Origin of the sequence: Paenarthrobacter sp. AT5, from assembly GCF_032764245.1 — a bacterium.
In the GTDB taxonomy this organism is placed as follows: domain Bacteria; phylum Actinomycetota; class Actinomycetes; order Actinomycetales; family Micrococcaceae; genus Arthrobacter; species Arthrobacter ureafaciens.
In genome coordinates this window covers 1,691,514-1,707,925 of the sequence record NZ_CP136441.1, presented here as the reverse complement: position 1 = coordinate 1,707,925, position 16,412 = coordinate 1,691,514, and the positions used below count along the sequence as shown (strand labels likewise).

Here is a 16,412-nt window from a genome sequence, read left to right as displayed (position 1 = left end):
GCTACTCCTCGGTGGTCTGTGCCTGCCCTTCCACGAGCTCGCGGACTGCCTGGATGAAAGCGTCGCCACGGTGAGCGTAGGAAGAGAACTGATCCATGGAGGCCGCGGCCGGTGCCATGAGGACGGTGTCGCCCGGGGCTGCCACATCGGCGGCCGAAGCTACGGCCTGGGCCATGATGGTCTCACCGAAAATTGGTGAGGCAACTGCGGTCTCCACTTCCTCAGTTTCACCCTTGGGCTGGAGGATCACGGGGACATCGGGCGCGTGTCGCCGCAGCGAACCTTCCAGGGCACCGGTGTCCGCACCGATCAGGACAACCGCCTTGAGCCGGTGGGCATGCTCCTTGACGAGGTCGTCATAGTTGACGCCTTTGGAGAGGCCGCCGGCGATCCACACGACGTTGGAGAAGGCGGAGAGGGCTGCGGACGCCGCATGCGGATTGGTGGCTTTGGAGTCGTTGACCCAGAGCACGTCGTTCTGCTTGGCAACCAACTGGATCCGGTGTTCACCGGGAAGGAAGTTGACCAGGCCCTGTTTCACCGCTGCCGGTTCCACTCCGTAGGCGCGGACCAAGGCAGCGGCCGCCAAGGCATTGGCCACCATGTGCCGGGGCGCTACCGGGCCGAGGTCGGCCAGGGCGGCGAGCTCGGCCGCAGAATCCTTGCGTTCGGCGATGAAGGCGCGGTCCACGAGCAAACCGTCCACGATCCCCACCATGCTGATGGCCGGGGTGTTGGTGGTGAAGGCGACCGCGCGGCAGCCTTCGATGACGTCCGCGTTTTCCACCATGCGTTCGGTCTCGATCTGCTCGGCGTTGTAGATTGCCGCCTTCTGCGTGTTCTCGTACACCTTGGCCTTGTCCGCCAAGTACGACTCATAGGAGCCATGCCAGTCCACGTGGTCCTCTGCAACGTTGAGGCACACGCTGGCCACTGGAGACAATGAATGGCTCCAGTGAAGCTGGAAGCTGGAGAGTTCCACCGCGAAGGCGTCGTAATCCACCGGGTCACGCAGGGCGTCCAGGATGGGTGTGCCCACGTTGCCCACGGCGATGGCTTTCAGTCCGGCCGCTTGCAGCATGGATTCCGTCATGCCCACAGTGGTGGTCTTGCCGTTGGTTCCGGTGATGGCCAACCAGTCGGCCGTCTTACGGCCTTCGCGCACTCTTAGACGCCATGCCAGTTCAACGTCACCCCACACGGGAATGTGCTTCCGTTTGGCGGCCGCGAGCAGGGCCTGGTCCGGACGCCACCCCGGCGAGGTGACAACGAGTTCGGGCTTTTCGCCTTCGATGAGCGGCAAGCTGTTCACGGCATCCTGCCCAAGGAGGACATCAACTGCACCCACGATCTTGAGGGTGTCGGCCTGGGCATGTGCCTTGGCCGTGGTGGATGCGTCCACAACCACCACCTTCGCCCCAAGTTCGATGAGCGTGTCCGCGGCGGCAAAGCCGGAGACGCCGATCCCGGTGACCACGACGCGGAGCCCGCTCCAGTCGGAGTCCCAACTGGTGAGCCCCTCAAGACGGTCGGAGACTGTTTCCGGGCTTGCGTTCACAGCAGCACCACCCATTCAGCGTAGAAAATTCCAAGGCCGGCAGCGACAAACAGGCCGGCGAGGATCCAGAACCGCACAACGACAGTCACTTCGGCCCAGCCCTTGAGTTCGAAGTGGTGCTGCAGCGGCGCCATCTTGAAGACGCGCTTGCCGCCGCTCAGCTTGAAGAAGCCGACCTGGATGATGACGGACAGGGTGATGAGGACGAACAGGCCGCCGATGAAGGCCAGGAGCAGTTCGGTCCTGGAGAGGATCGCGAATGCTGCCACGGCGCCGCCAATGGCCAGGGAACCGGTGTCGCCCATGAAGATCTTGGCGGGAGATGTGTTCCACCACAGGAAGCCCACCAAGGCCGCACTCAGTATTGCGGCGAGGAGCGCCAGGTCCATGGGGTCGCGCACTTGGTAGCAGCCGCTGCCCGCCTCCCTGGGGGACCCGCAGGCTTGGTTGTTCTGCCAGATGCCCATGATCGTATAGGCCCCGAACACCATGATGGATGCCCCGGCCGCGAGCCCGTCCAAACCGTCCGTGAGGTTCACGCCGTTGGTGGCTGCCGTGATGATCAGGTTGGACCACAGCACAAAGAGGATTGCCCCCAGGACGGTCCCGCCGAAGGCGAGGTCCAGCCAAGGGATGTCGCGGACCAGCGATATCTGCGTGGAGGCAGGGCGCAGACCGTCTTCGTTGGGGAACTGAAGGACCAGGACAGCGAAGATGATGCCCACGGCGGCTTGGAGTATCAGTTTGGCCTTGGCGTTGAGGCCCAGGCTCCGTTTGTTCGAAATCTTGATGTAGTCATCGAGGAAGCCTACAAAGCCCATACCCACCATGAGGAACAACAAAAGGAGGCCGGACGCCGATGGCCCGGGCGACCGCGGATTCATCAGCCACATGATGAGGTGGGTCACGAAGTAGCTGAGCAGCACGGCCGCCACCACCACGGTTCCGCCCATGGTCGGCGTGCCGCGTTTGGTGTGGTGCGATGTCGGTCCGTCATCGCGGATGAATTGCCCGTAGCTCTTGGCCACCAGGAACCGGATGAACAACGGGGTCCCGATGAGTGCCACCAGGAGGGCGACGCCTGCGCCGATCAAAAGTGCAATCACTGCAGCTCGTTCCCTTCGCTTGCGGCGCCGTTGGCCGCGCTTTCCCCGGTGGGCTCGGCCCGTGGGGGTAATGCTATCCGATCGCCCAAATGCCGCAGCCCAACACCGTTGGAGGACTTGAAGAGGACGAGGTCGCCGGGCCGGAGTTCGCTCTGCAGGATTTCATAGGCCTCTTCCACCGTCTCGGCGAATAGGCACTCGTCGCCCCAGGAGCCCTCTTGGATGGCGGATACGTACATGGCACGGGCTTCACGGCCCACCACCAGCAGGCGTGAGATGTTGAGCCGGACCACCTGCGTGCCCACTGCCGTGTGCTCGCGGATTGAATCGTCGCCGAGTTCCAGCATGGCACCGAGCACGGCCCACGTGCGGCGTCCCTGTCCGAGGTCGGCAAGGGTCCGCAAAGCGGCCCGCATCGACTCGGGATTGGCGTTGTAGGCGTCGTTGATGATGGTGACGCCGTCCGGCCGTTCGGTCCGTTCCATCCGCCAGCGGCTGGCTGCCGATTGGGAGCTCAGCGAGGCCGCGATGTCCGGTGCGGGGATGCCTGCCGCGAAAGCCGCTGAGGCTGCTGCCAGCAGGTTGGTCACGTGGTGACCGCCGATGAGCTTGCTGTGGACCGCAACGGAGGGCCCGCCGTCGGGCAATACCAGGTCAAAGTCCGGGTGGCCCTGGGCGTTCACCACCACGTTGCGGGCTTCCACTTCTTCGTTCGTTGCCGGGGAGGCCGTAAACCCAAGGACCTTGGCCCTGGTCCTGGTCCGCATCGCGGCCACCCTGCCGTCGTCGAGGTTGATGACAGCGGTACCCTCTTCGCCGAGCGCCTCCACCATTTCGCCTTTGGCCTTGGCAATGTTCTCGACGCCGCCGAATTCACCGGAATGCGCCGTCCCGACCACCAGGACCACGCCGATGTCCGGCTTGACCATGTCCGCGAGGTACTTGATGTGACCGATCCCCGTCGCACCCATCTCGATGACCAGGTAGCGGGTGTCTTCCGTTGCGGCAAAGACCGTCAGCGGGACGCCAACCTCTCCGTTGTAGGAACCCTGCGGCGCGACCGTAGGTCCGGCCTGGGACAAGATGCCCGCCAGGAGGTCCTTGGTGGTGGTCTTTCCCGCGGAACCGGTAATCCCGATCACCGTGAAGTCTTCACCCCGCCCGGCACGCTTGGCCCGAATCCGGCGTACGGCCTCGGCAGCCAGTTCGCCCATGGCCAGGACTGCGTCATCAACGACGACGGCGGGATACGGCGTACCGCCGGCATCGGCGACTTCGCGTTCGATCAGCGCCAAGACGGCACCACGTTCGAATGCAGCGGCAACAAAGTCGTGGCCGTCGGCGTGTTCGCCGGGCTTGGCCACGTACAGCGCGCCGGGGGTCGCTTCCCGCGAATCGGTGACGACGGAGGCGGGCACGAGCTCCCCGCTGCCGGTCAGGCGGCCATGGGTAATGTCGGCGATTTCAGCCGCAGTAAATGCAATCATCTCGGTTTAGGACTCTATCCGCTGGTCCGTTGAAACGCTGAATCCCTTGGATGTCAAGGCGGCCCGCAGTTCCACCCTGTCGTCCAGTGCCAGATTGACTCCCTTGACCTCCTGCCACACTTCGTGGCCACGGCCGGCCACAAGGATGGTGTCCTTGGAAGTGGCCAGTTCCACAGCAAGCCTGATGGCTTCGTCACGGGGGTGGGACTCGACAATTTCGCTGTCCAGTCCTTCTTTCTCAACGGCGGCACGTGCCCCGGCGAGGACATCCGCACGGATGGCGGCTGCGTCTTCGTCGTGGGGGTCATCGTCAGTGATGATGACTACGTCCGCGAGTCGCGCGGCGATCGCTCCCATGGTGGGCCGCTTGCCTTGGTCCCGCTGCCCGGTGGCTCCGAAGACCACAATGACCCGTGAACCCTCTTCGGCTGAGCGGACAGCCTTCAACGCGCGGGCAAGGGCATCGGGGTTGTGAGCAAAATCCACCACTGCCGCGGGCGCAGTGGAGATCAGCTGCATGCGGCCCGGCACGGAAACCGTGAAGGGATCGTGCTGGTCAAGTGCCGCTTGGAGCACTTCAAGGTCAACACCGGAAGCCGCCACCATGGCAGTCGCCAAAGCAGCGTTGGCCACGTTGAAATCACCGGGCAGGCCCGTGTGCACGCGCAGCGACCCGCCGTCCTTGTGCACGAGCTCGAATTCCGTCCCCAGTCCTCGGGAAGCAACCGAGGCAACGTGCCAGTCCGCCTCCACGTCATCAGGGGTGGTGGACAGCGTGGTGACCGGAATGTCCGCCATGCGTGCCAGTTGGCGGCCCCACCCGTCATCGACCGTCACCACGGCCTGCCGGGCACGGGCTGCCGTGAACAACTCGGCCTTGGTCCGGAAATACTCTTCCATGTCACCGTGGAGATCCAGGTGATCCTGCGTGAGGTTGGTGAAACCCGCGACGTCGAACATCACTCCGTCAACGCGATGGTACGAAATGGCGTGGGATGACACCTCCATCGACGCCGCCTCCAGGCCCCTTTCGCGCATGAGCGCCAAGAGGCCGTGGACATCGGTGGATTCGGGCGTCGTGAGCAGGCTTGGGATGGGATCGCCGCCGGCAAGGATCTCGATCGTCCCGATGAGGCCGGGCGTCTTGCCGAGCGCACGCAGCAAGGCATTGATGAAGTAGGTCGTGGTTGTCTTTCCGTTGGTTCCGGTGACACCGAAAAGGGTGGGGTGGCCACCTTCTGCGGGCTGGCTCCGGTAGATAAGGGCGGACAATCGCCCGACGGCGGTACGCGGCTCCTGGACAATCAGGACAGGAACGGGCTGCTCGCCTGCCAACGCAAGCTGGCGGGCACCGGCGTCGTCCGTCACCACCGCAACGGCACCGGACTCCACTGCCTGGGGCACGAAGTCGGCCCCGTGGCGCGAGGCTCCCGGCAACGCCATGTAGAGGTCCCCTGGCTCAACAGCCCGGGAATTAAGAGAAATACCCGTCACTCCCCCGCCCGAATCCTGCTCCGGAACGGTGACGCCGAGCACTTCGGCGATCTCCGACAACGGCACGGCCGCTACCGACCGGGGCCGGAACCCGGGCTCCCCGTCGTCGGGCGTCGTGGCGCTGGAATCTGCCTGATGGTGCTCTGACACGTGGTTCTCCAATGGTGCTCAGTGGAACGACCGGCTGGGGGCCAGCGGCGCCCGTTCGGTGGTGCGGGATCTGATCCTGGGCCGAAACAGGCGCCCAAGAAGCTTACTTGACGAACTGCGGCAAGCGCGCGGGTGTACCGGTGGACGGCGGGACGTTATAGGTCCGCAGCACTTGGGACATCACGGACCGGAACACGGGACCGTTGGTGATGCCGTAGATGCTTCCCTTCGGGCGCTGCAGGACGACTTCCACAATGAACCTGGGATCGTCCATGGGTGCCATTCCGACCATCGATGCCGTGTAGCCGTCAAAACCAGGGAGCCCGTCTTCACGGGGAGCCTGGGACGTTCCCGTCTTCGCCCCCACCCGGTAGCCGTCGATCGCGGCGTCCTTGATCTGCCCTTCGGTCACGGCGCTTTCGAGGATATCCCGCACTTGCTGCGCCGTTTCCTTGGAGACCACCTGCCGGGGATCCTTGGCCGGCACCTTCTGTTCCACGCCGTCGGGATCGATGTAACTGTCAATGAGCCTCGGCTGGAGCATGACGCCGTCATTGGCGATGCTTTGGTAGGCGCGCACCGTCTGCAGCGTCGACTGCGAAACGCCTTGCCCGAACAGCACCGTGTACTGCTGGCGGTCGTCCCACTGCTCCGGTTTTGCGAGGATGCCCGTGGCTTCAGCCGGGAGGCCCACCTCGGTCTTCTCGCCGATGCCGAACTTCCTCAGCCAGTCATAGCGCTGTTCCTTGCTCAACCTGCTGCCGGCCATAACGGTGCCTGTGTTCATCGACCAGCCCAGGATGCCGGCCAGCGTGCGTTCCTCGGTCCCGTGCTCGAAAGCATCAGTGAAGGTCTGGCCATCGATCGTGTAGGACGACGGGATAGTGAAATGGTCCAGGGGGCTGGACTTGCCTTCTTCGATGACCGCTGCCGCCGTGATCATCTTCTCCACCGAACCGGGCTCGTAAGCGGCAGTCACTGCCCGCACGCCGCGGTCTTTGGCATCGACCTTCCCGGGATCGTTGGGGTCCGGGGCATTCGTATCTGCCAAAGCGATCAGGTTGCCGGTCTTGGCGTCCATCACCACAATGACGCCCCATTCGGCGTTGAGCTTGTTGACCTGGCTTTGGATTGCCTGCTGGGCAAAGTACTGGATGTCGGTGTTGAGGGTCAGCTTAACGTCGCTGCCGTCCACTGCCGGAGTCAGCTCGTCGGTGGCGACCGGGATCCGCAGGCCGTCGGCGCCGATCTCGAAGACACGCTTGCCTTCGGTGCCACGCAGGATCTCGTCCTGGGTTTGCTCGATTCCGGCTTGGCCCGTAGTTCCATCCTGCAGGAAGCCAACAACCCCCCCGGCCACGCTGCCGTTGGGATAGACCCGCTTGCTCACGCCCTCTGCCGAGACCCCCGGGATCCGAAGCTTGGTGATGCGGTCTTCGAGCTCCGGCTTGATGTCTTTGGCCACTACGGCGTACTTCTTGTCGCCGGTCAGTGAGTCCCGCACCTTCGCGACGTCGGAACCCAGGAAGGTAGCCAGTTCCGAGATGCCCTGGTCCCTGGTGATCGTCTCAACGGTCTCAGTGTCCTGGTTATACCGCTTGAAGTCGGAGGTAGCGGTATTGAGGACCTGATCCACCACGATGTTGTAACGGATCACGCTGCTCGCCAGGACTGTTCCGTTCGCGTCGACGATCTTGCCGCGCTCGGCCGGGAGCACCTGGGGCGTGAGCCTGCTGGCCAGGGCAGCTTCTGCCATTCCGCCCATGTCCAGTCCCTGGACCATGAACAGCTTGCCGCCAACCACCAGCAGCAAGGTCAGCATGATCCCCAAACCAACCCGGAGGCGCTTCCTGGCCACCGGCACTTTCGTCTTCTTGGTTTTGCCGGAGTTATGCGCCACGTTGGTTCCTTGCTGCTGGCGTTGAATCGGTGGACGGTTGGTTACTGGCCGGGCGCCTTCTGCTGCGGAGCCGGTACGGATCCGCCGTGAAGCTCAGCAGACGGCGCGGCCGGAGCCGTTGAGGCGGCCGGCGGAGTAGCTGCCGGTGCGCTTGCCGCAGGCGCGGACGGTTTCAGGTTCTCCAGCGGCTCCTTGGTAGTCACGGAGGGAACCACATCAAGCTGGCCGGCGATCGCCGGGGGTGCGATCAGGGCCGAGGGATTGTCTCCCTTGACCGCAGGAGTGGCTTTGCCTGTAACCGTCATGGTGTTCACATCAATCTGGCCTTTGACAGTGGACTGGACCATTCCCAATTCTGCCGCCTTGGCAGCCAGGTTCTGGGGAGCTTCGAAGTTCTGCTTCTTCTGTGTCAGGTCCTGGTTCTCTTTGGTGAGGGTCGCCGCCTCGGCCTTAAGCTGCACCAAGCGGTACTGCGCGGTGGACACGGAGATATTGAGGACCAGTACCGTCAGCAGGGCCGCAGCCAACGCCAGGACGCACAAAACAACCACGGGCGTGCGGCGTTTGCCGGGTGCACTGCGCACCACGGAAAGTGGCGTGCGCGGCTTCCGGGCGGTGTCCGGCTTCCCCGCGGGAAGGACGCGCGCCGTGTTGCCCACAACCGAGGGCATTGTCTTAGCTGCGGCGGTGCTCATACGACTCTCCTCGGTTTGATGCGCTCCACGGCCCGCAACCGGGCAGACGCCGCGCGTGGGTTCTCGGCAATTTCCGCTGGGGTAGGCACCTCAGTGCCTTTGGTAAGGGTTTTGAGTTCCGGCTTGTGCTCTTCCAATTCAACGGGGAAACCCAAGGGAGCCGAAGACTTGGAACCTGCTTGGAAGACGGACTTCACGATCTTGTCTTCGAGGGAGTGGTAGGACATCACCACGACCCGGCCCCCCAACGCCGTTGCCGCAACTGCTGCCGGAACGGCCCGCTCCAGGACATCCAGTTCCTCGTTGACTTCAATGCGCAAGGCCTGGAAGGTTCGCTTGGCTGGGTGGCCACCGCTCTTTGCAGCGGCAGCTGGGACTACGGCCCGGATCTCTTCGACCAGCTCACCGGTGGTCGCAAACGGCTTCTGTTCGCGGGCTCGAACGATCCTGTTGGCGATCCTTCCGGCGAACTTCTCCTCGCCCCACTTACGGATAATGCGCACCAGGTCTTCTTCGCTGTACGTATTGACTACGTCTGCCGCTGTCTGGCCCCGGCTAGTGTCCATGCGCATGTCCAGCGGAGCATCGTAGGAGTAGGCGAAGCCCCGCTCCCGCTCGTCAAGCTGCAGGGAGGAAACACCCAGGTCCATGAGGACGCCGTGGACTTCGGGAATGCCGAGATCCTCCAGGACGTCGGCTATCTCGTCATAGACGGCATGAACCAGGTCCGTACGTGCGCTGAAGGGTTCAAGTCGCGCACCGGCAAGCGCCAAGGCCTCTTCGTCGCGATCGATTCCCACCAGATGCAGATCCCCGAAGCGCTGCAGCATGGCTTCGGAATGGCCGCCCATGCCAAGCGTGGCATCGATGACTACCGGCGTTTCCCCGCGTTTCCGTGCGGCTTCAAAACCGGGAGCCAAGAGATTGATGCAGCGGTCCTTCAAGACGGGCACGTGGCGTTCCGATGTCGGCTTCGCCGCGTCCTGCTCCTCCACGCTGCCTCCTCTTTCCTCACTAGCCCTGCTTGCGTCTTTCTTGGATCGGATCCCCATCCGCGCCTACCGTCCCGCCGGCCTGGCTCCGGGGAAGTTGAGCCAGGAAAGCAGAACGATGGGCGGCTGGAGATCCCATCCAAGAACAGGAGGACTCCCCCTACCGGCTAGAAGAAGCCCGGAAGATGGTCGTCATCCGTTTCTGAGAAGGCAGCTTCCTTCTCGGCGAGGTACTCATTCCAAGCCTCGGCGTCCCAGATCTCGGCCCGGGTACCGGCTCCAATAACAGCCAGCTCGCGGCCAAGCCCTGCGTATGCCCGAAGCGCCGGCGGAATCGTCACGCGCCCCTGCTTGTCAGGTACTTCGTCAGAGGCCCCGGACAGAAAGACCCGAATGTAATCACGAGCCTGCTTGGAGGACAGCGGTGCCTCCCGCATGGATTCGTGAATGCGTTCGAATTCCTTCTGACTGAAGACGTAAATGCATCGCTCCTGCCCCCGTGTGAGGACCAGGCCCGCCGCAAGCTCCTCACGGAACTTGGCGGGAAGTATGATCCGGCCCTTCTCATCGAGACGCGGCGAATGGGTGCCAAGAAACACCGGCCCACCGCCCCTCAACTAAGGTGCCCGCTCATACCCTGCTATGCCATTACCCTCTTATGTGCTCCACTTTACTCCACAAAGCACCACAGTCAACGTAGATGGACGCGTTTCTCCACCACTTTGGGTTTCCAGAGCGGCGCCGTGACGCGGAATTCCCGGCGATGGGGCGAGGTGGAGGCTCAGTCCCGCCCCGGGCGCGTTGTCCGGGGCGGGAGCAGCGCAGAACCAAGCGCATGCCGCCCTGGCCGGGGCCGCAGTGGGGACAAGTGGAGTAAGAACGTCCCCGAGGATGGAAGTGGAGGGCGCCGCGGGCCACAGGACCGGGCTGCGGGCCTGGACCGCAGAGCGGGCCATTCAACAGAGCGGGCGTTTATACGGGGCGGTCCGCTAAACAGAGCGGTCCGTTAAACAGAAAAAGGACCCGCAACGGGCCCGGCAATGATCGGCTTCGGGAATGCTCGGATTCAACAAAGCTGTGATTCCAGGATGTTGGGCGCTCCACAACTCCAGGGCGCCCCGCATCAATCGAGGACTCATAAGAAAAGAATCAAGGACCGGCAGGTCGCTGACTCAAGAGGGGCTGACTGAACAAGCTCACTGAAAATGCTGGCTGGCCACGCAGACTGAACAAGTCGCCCGGAAGCAAGTCGGCTTGGAGGAGGCTGTCAGGCAGCATCCATCAGCGCGTCGGCAAAAGGCGAACGGTCAGGAGTCGTCCCGGCGGCGTTCGTCCCAGCGCTCTTCGAGGCTGCTCATGAAGGAACTCTTCGACTTGGCCTTGCCCGGCTTGCCCTTCCGCCCCTTGGCGAATGCCGTACCGCGGAGTGTGGCGAAGTACACGCCGGCCCCCATGACAATGAAACCCAGAACTCCCACAAAGATTTGCTGGAGTGACACTCCAACGAGCAACAAAAGGATGCCTGCAATGGCGCCCAGCACACCTATGATGACGTGCCTGGTGGACCAGCTGCGGATGGGATCCGAACCCATGGTGTTGGCAAACTTTGGATCGTCCTCATGAAGCTGCTTCTCAAGTTGTTCGAGCAACTTCTGTTCGTGCTCCGACAGGGGCATCGCGACCTCCTTAAGTCAGCCGGCGTCTGGAAAAACCGTGGCTTGTGCGTCTGTGATTCAGAACGAACAAGCCTGAAAATTCGTTCCCCGTTACCCCCGCCGCCCTGGCGGATTTCCCGGGACCCGAACTTTCCGATCAGCAGTCCAGACGATCTGGATATTTGTACTCCTTAGGATAGTTTGTCCAGCGCTGTTCTGAAAGACGGCCTGAGCACACCTGACGGGGGCATTGCGGGCAATGCCGGGGGTCGGAGTCATTGGTCTTCCGCCTGCCTCGCCCGTTCCAGGAGAGCGGCCGGCAGGAGTGTCTTTGAACCAAAACGCTCAGCTACCCGGTCAAGGGCCTGCTCGGCAGCCCGCCAGTTGTCGTCCCTGCCATCCAGGCTCAATTGCATGGACGTCCGTGCGGCCGGTTCCAACTGTTCTGCCCTGACGCCCACCAAGCGCACGCTCTGGGCCCTCGGCCCCAGCGACTCAAGCAAACCAACTGCCACCTCATAGATCAACTGGGCACTGTCAACCGGCGTGTGCAGGGTCCGGCTTCTGGTAACGGTGGAGAAGTCCGCATACCGCAGCTTCAAGGCGATGGTACGGGCCAGCATGTCCGAGCTGCGGAGCCGGGTGGCGGTGCGATGGGAAAGCCTCAGCAACTCACGGTTGAGCAGTGCGGGATCAGTGGTGTCCGTGCTGAACGTCTCCTCCGCTCCGATGCTCTTTTCCAAGCGGGTGGGCGTCACGGGACGGGGATCGATTCCCAGGGAGAGCCTGTGCACGTGCTCGCCGGCGGCTCCGAGGACCTTCTTCAAGGACGCCACGGGAGTTGCTGCAACGTCGGCAACGGTCCTGATACCGAGGCGGGCAAGGACTTCGCCTGTTCGGCCACCCACGCCCCACAAGGCATTCACCGGAAGGCTGTGAAGGTAGGACAGGGTATCTTCCGCATCGATCTGCAGGATGCCGTCCGGCTTACACCGCGTGGAAGCTATTTTGGCCACGAACTTGGTGCCGGCGATGCCCACTGAGGCCGTGATGCCAAGCTCGGACTGAACCCGGGCCCGGATCATGTGCCCGATGTCCAAGGGGGATCCCAGGCGTCGGATGGCTCCCTTGACATCAAGGAACGCCTCATCCACGCTCAGTGGCTCCACGAGGTCCGTGATGGACGAGAAGATATTCATGATCTGCCCGGAGACCTGGTAGTAGAGCTTGTGCCTCGGTTCGATGATGATGGCGGCCGGACACATCCGCATGGCGATGGCCATGGGCATTGCGGACTTGACGCCGGTCGCCCTGGCTTCGTAGGACGCTGAGAGCACCACCGATCGCTCAGCCGGGAAGCCGACGATCACGGGTTTGCCCCGCAGGTCAGGCCTGCTGCGCAATTCGACGGACACGAAGAAGGCATCCATGTCCACGTGCAGAATGCTTGTCCGACGCATCTGCTGCAGCAATTCTTCCGGGGTGCGGTGGGACTTCCGGCTATCTCCAGGGCCGGATCCCGGTACATCGTGCCTCACAACGGCAATACTATGCCCGGCCACTGACTAAACTGGAGGCTCAGCCCGGCGTCAGCCCACGCCAAGCCCCGGTGTCACCCCAAGGAAGGACATCCCCGTGAAGCTCTCTGGAACTCCCCGAACGCGAGGGCTCGCCCTGCTCGCCGTTGGCGTTGCCATAACGGCCTCGGCCTGCACCCAGCCATCCGGCGGTTCTGCCGCCCCCTCCTCCGGAGCATCATCCAGCGCTCCCGTTTCGGCGTCACCTTCTGCGGGCAGTGCCTCTGCAACTGCAACGCCCTCCGGAAGCAGCACGGCCCCGGCACCGGCGCCGAGCGCAACCGCTACGGTCGGAGCGCTGGTTGAGGGTTTCCCCCAGCAGTTGATCCCCGTCATGCCCAAGACCTCGGTCCGGTCCAGCAGCTTCGATAAAGCAGCCTCCCCCGCCACGGTGGCACTGGTGGGCACCGTGAAGGCTCCGCCGGAGGGAGTGGTGGAGTTCTACAAGGCATCCTTGGAGGCCCAGGGCTTCAAGGTGGTTCCTGGTCCTGAAGCGGTGGGCAACGTCACGTCGATCGACTTCATCAGGGGCGATGGTGAAACCGTGAACCTGTCCGTGCGGCAGAAGGAAGGCGTTTCCACCTTCACTATTGGCGCCAACGTGGCGGCCGGTTCCGTTAAGTGAGTCCCGTGGAACAACTAGCCGAAGAGCAGTCAGCATTCATCGCAGGCGTTTCGGGAGAACTGACTTCCTTCTTGTCCGCCCAACAGGACCTTATGGCCCCCATTTCACCGGACGTTGCCCCGCTGCTGGACTCGATCTCCAACCTCGTGTCCGGAGGCAAGCGGATGCGCGCCCTGATGTGTTATTGGGGCTGGCGGGGGGCCGGCGGCGCAGCCGGGGATGACGAAATCCTCACAGCCGGCTGTGCCCTTGAACTGTTCCAGGCCGCCGCGTTGATCCACGACGACATTATTGACCGCTCCGACACCCGGCGGGGCGGCCCCAGCGTCCACAAGCGCTTCAGTCAACTGCATTCGGACAACGGCTGGGCCCTGGACGCTGAACGCTTCGGTCATGCGGCAGCAATACTCACCGGCGATCTTTGCCTGTCCTTCAGTGAAGAGGCCTTCACGCGCGTGGGACTTCGGGCCGCCGCAGGCACCGAAGCCCGCCGCATCTTCAACCTGATGCGCGCCGAGGTCATGGCAGGCCAATACCTGGACATCCTCGAAGAAGTGGCCGGACCCGTCCGGGACCGGTCCGGCTCGGTAGAGCGCGCCAAGGCGATCATCAGGTACAAATCGGCAAAATACTCCACTGAGCATCCACTCGCGCTGGGCGGGGCCTTGGCGGGAGCCTCAAAGGAACTGCTCGCGGGCTACTCGGACTTCTCGCTGCCCTTGGGTGAGGCCTTCCAAATGCGTGACGACGTTCTGGGGGTCTTCGGGGATCCGGAGACCACCGGAAAGCCAGCCGGGGATGACCTCCGCGAGGGCAAGCGCACTGTATTGGTTGGTTTCGCCATCAACATGGCTTCGGCGGATGACGCCGCCTACGTAGACCAAATGCTTGGAAAACCCGACCTGAACCAGGCTGAAGTTGACCGGATCCGTCACATTGTTGTCGAATGCGGTGCACTGGAAGCCACGGAGTCCCTCATTGCGGAACTTAGCAACACAGCTTTCGCGGCGCTGGAACAACTCCCCTTGGCAGAGTTGCCCTTGACGGCGCTCCGCCGCCTGGCGGAAGCCGCGGTCAGCCGAGCTGCTTAAAGAAGCTTTCCCGGGTTTCGATTTACTGAAGATGCACGACGGCGGCTGCTTGCCGCCGTCGGGCATCTTCAGTTGTGGCCTTGAACGGGCCAGCTACCACGCCAGGGACTGTGCACGCCGCCGGATTTCGGTCTTCCGGCCTTCCCGCAGCGCGTCGATGGGACGGCCACCCAGGGATTCGTCCGGGGTGAACAGCCAGATAATCAGTTCTTCGTCGTTGTAGCCGGCGTCCCCCAGGACGGCCACAGTGCCTTTGAGGCTGTCAACTACATGCCCGTCCTGGATGAACAAAGCAGGGATGGAACGAATTTTCCGTTCACCGCGTTTGATGGCCACCAGTGCGCGCTCATCAAGCAGTCCGTGCACTTTGGTGATGCTGACATCGAGCAGTTCGGCAACATCAGGCAAAGGCAACCAGTCGGAAACAAGGCTTTCTACATTACTCACGGAACAAGGTTGCCACGCCAACCCGCCGCTCGCCTAGCCGACAGTAAAAGGCCCCGCAGGAAAAGCATGCGGCCGGATCGCGGGAGGGCATTTTCACTTTTTGTTTTCCGGAATCCAGCGGATTTCTTGTGCCACGGGAATAAGTGTGAGAGATTCACACTGATCACATTCGTATCACGTACAACATTAGTAACATTGGCAACACTGGTAACAGCGGTCACACTGACCATCTCCGCTGCTAGACGAGGACACCATCCATGACCACGCCCCGCCCGACGAAACGAACCATGAGCATGCCGGTAATCGCGGCTACCACGGCTGCGCTTCCTGCCGTGGTCCTGTCCTCGCTCGCCGTGGCCCAGCCGGCCACCGCAGCGCCGGCTCCGCTACAGCGCAAGATCCCCGCTACCCTCGCTGCGGCCATGCAGGCCCAAGCGGCACAAAAGGCCGCTGTCATTCCGGCGCAGTCCGTCGCCTCCACGCTGCCTTCGGCGCTGCGACCGATGGCCCCTTCGACGCCGGACACCTACAAGATCGTCAGAGGCGACACCATCAGTGCCATCGCGCACCGGTTCAACCTGGATACGAACGATCTCCTGCGGCTGAACAACCTCACCGCCACCACGATCATTTACCCCGGGCAGACCATCAAGCTCACCGGCAGCGCCCCCAAGCCGGCGCAACCGGCACCTGCCCCGGCCGCCCCGGCACCGGCAACAAACGCCGCCGCGACCTACACCGTGGTTCCCGGCGACACCCTCAGCGCCATCGCGGCCAAGCACGGCGTCCCCCTGTCCAGCATCTTCAGCTGGAACAACCTGAGCGAAAGCTCCATCATCTACCCCGGCCAAAAGATCAAGGTCAGCGGGGGCAGTACCGCCCCGGCGCCGTCGGCCCCGGCACCCGCCACGCCGGCTGCGCCGTCGCCGGCCCTCGCCAACACCGGCAGCTACACCATCAAGGCAGGCGACACCCTGAGTGCCATTGCCTCACGCCTGGGAGTCTCCCTGTCCGCGCTCATGAGCGCGAACAACGTCACGGCCACCACCGTGATCTACCCCGGGCAGAAGCTGACGGTTCCGGGCAGCGGTGCCTTGCAGCCGGCCGGGGACACCAAGCCCCTGGTCCCAAGCACCTTCCTTGGCTTCACCTACCCGCCGGCCGTGGTCAGCTCCGCGAACGAAAACAAGGCGCTGTTGAATGCATCGCCGGTTCCCAGCAGGGCCGAGATGAAGACCATCGTTGCCGATACCGCCCGCCGCATGGGCGTCAGCCCATCCCTGGCCCTGGCATTCGCTGAGCAGGAGTCCGGCTTCGACCAGCGCGCCGTCTCCCCTGCCAATGCCATCGGCACCATGCAGGTGATTCCGTCGTCCGGACAGTGGGCTTCCGACCTGGTGGGCCGGAAGCTCAACCTCCTGGATCCGTACGACAATGCCACGGCCGGTGTGGCCATCATCCGTGCACTCATCGCCACCAGCAAGGACCTGGACACTGCGATCGCAGGCTACTACCAGGGCCAGTACTCCGTCAGCAAGTACGGCATGTACGACGACACCAAACGCTACGTCGAGTCGATCAAGGCGCGTCAACGCACGTTTGGCTAGACCTGGCCATGCTTCATGGGCGGGGCCC

14 protein-coding genes are annotated in these 16,412 nt (G+C 63.3%); 3 read left to right on the top strand and 11 right to left on the bottom strand.

Annotated elements, in window-relative coordinates:
- Window position 1 precedes the first annotated feature (1 nt).
- The 10 genes from murD to dinB all read right to left on the bottom strand — a co-directional run bounded on the left by murD (window position 2) and on the right by dinB (window position 12,497).
- A complete protein-coding gene (gene murD / locus RI444_RS07835) occupies window positions 2-1,573 on the bottom strand; it encodes a UDP-N-acetylmuramoyl-L-alanine--D-glutamate ligase (RefSeq protein WP_207604865.1) in 1,572 nt (523 codons plus the stop codon).
- Window positions 1,555-2,664 (bottom strand): phospho-N-acetylmuramoyl-pentapeptide-transferase, encoded by a 1,110-nt coding sequence (gene mraY / locus RI444_RS07830; protein ID WP_069695348.1) that lies wholly within the window; start codon window positions 2,662-2,664, stop codon window positions 1,555-1,557. The genes murD and mraY overlap by 19 nt, the downstream gene beginning before the upstream one ends.
- Complete coding sequence (locus RI444_RS07825) at window positions 2,661-4,151, bottom strand: UDP-N-acetylmuramoyl-tripeptide--D-alanyl-D-alanine ligase (RefSeq protein WP_207604866.1); 1,491 nt, start codon at window positions 4,149-4,151, stop codon at window positions 2,661-2,663. The genes mraY and RI444_RS07825 overlap by 4 nt, the downstream gene beginning before the upstream one ends.
- Window positions 4,152-4,157: 6 nt before the next feature.
- The gene (locus tag RI444_RS07820; RefSeq protein ID WP_062099117.1) at window positions 4,158-5,795 is read right to left on the bottom strand and encodes a UDP-N-acetylmuramoyl-L-alanyl-D-glutamate--2,6-diaminopimelate ligase; all 1,638 of its coding nucleotides are present in this window, start codon (window positions 5,793-5,795) and stop codon (window positions 4,158-4,160) included.
- A gap of 103 nt (window positions 5,796-5,898) precedes the next feature.
- Entirely contained in the window at window positions 5,899-7,695 is a 1,797-nt protein-coding gene (locus RI444_RS07815; RefSeq protein WP_207604867.1) for a peptidoglycan D,D-transpeptidase FtsI family protein, read from the bottom strand.
- A 41-nt stretch (window positions 7,696-7,736) separates the two neighbouring features.
- Window positions 7,737-8,390, bottom strand: a complete 654-nt coding sequence (locus RI444_RS07810) for a hypothetical protein (RefSeq protein WP_062096110.1) — start codon at window positions 8,388-8,390, stop codon at window positions 7,737-7,739.
- Window positions 8,387-9,385, bottom strand: a complete 999-nt coding sequence (gene rsmH, locus RI444_RS07805) for a 16S rRNA (cytosine(1402)-N(4))-methyltransferase RsmH (protein ID WP_193591586.1) — start codon at window positions 9,383-9,385, stop codon at window positions 8,387-8,389. Before rsmH ends, RI444_RS07810 begins: the two co-directional genes overlap by 4 nt.
- 164 nt (window positions 9,386-9,549) lie before the next feature.
- Window positions 9,550-9,981, bottom strand: a complete 432-nt coding sequence (mraZ, locus tag RI444_RS07800) for a division/cell wall cluster transcriptional repressor MraZ (protein WP_021473374.1) — start codon at window positions 9,979-9,981, stop codon at window positions 9,550-9,552.
- A gap of 708 nt (window positions 9,982-10,689) precedes the next feature.
- Window positions 10,690-11,058: a DUF3040 domain-containing protein gene (locus RI444_RS07795; RefSeq protein WP_021473375.1), complete on the bottom strand. Its 369-nt coding sequence runs from the start codon at window positions 11,056-11,058 to the stop codon at window positions 10,690-10,692.
- Window positions 11,059-11,312: 254 nt separating this feature from the next.
- Complete coding sequence (gene dinB / locus RI444_RS07790) at window positions 11,313-12,497, bottom strand: DNA polymerase IV (protein ID WP_069695362.1); 1,185 nt, start codon at window positions 12,495-12,497, stop codon at window positions 11,313-11,315.
- A 175-nt stretch (window positions 12,498-12,672) separates the two neighbouring features.
- On the opposite strand from dinB, the gene RI444_RS07785 reads away from it, so the two are divergent.
- Entirely contained in the window at window positions 12,673-13,239 is a 567-nt protein-coding gene (locus tag RI444_RS07785; RefSeq protein WP_062096104.1) for a hypothetical protein, read from the top strand.
- On the top strand, window positions 13,236-14,330 hold the full coding sequence (locus tag RI444_RS07780; protein WP_062096102.1) for a polyprenyl synthetase family protein: 1,095 nt from the start codon (window positions 13,236-13,238) through the stop codon (window positions 14,328-14,330). The genes RI444_RS07785 and RI444_RS07780 overlap by 4 nt, the downstream gene beginning before the upstream one ends.
- Before the next feature lie 93 nt (window positions 14,331-14,423).
- Here RI444_RS07780 and RI444_RS07775 read toward each other — a convergent pair whose 3' ends face one another.
- Entirely contained in the window at window positions 14,424-14,777 is a 354-nt protein-coding gene (locus RI444_RS07775) for an Rv2175c family DNA-binding protein (RefSeq protein WP_062096100.1), read from the bottom strand.
- A 257-nt stretch (window positions 14,778-15,034) separates the two neighbouring features.
- On the opposite strand from RI444_RS07775, the gene RI444_RS07770 reads away from it, so the two are divergent.
- The gene (locus RI444_RS07770) at window positions 15,035-16,384 is read left to right on the top strand and encodes a lytic transglycosylase domain-containing protein (RefSeq protein WP_207604868.1); all 1,350 of its coding nucleotides are present in this window, start codon (window positions 15,035-15,037) and stop codon (window positions 16,382-16,384) included.
- Window positions 16,385-16,412: the final 28 nt, after the last annotated feature.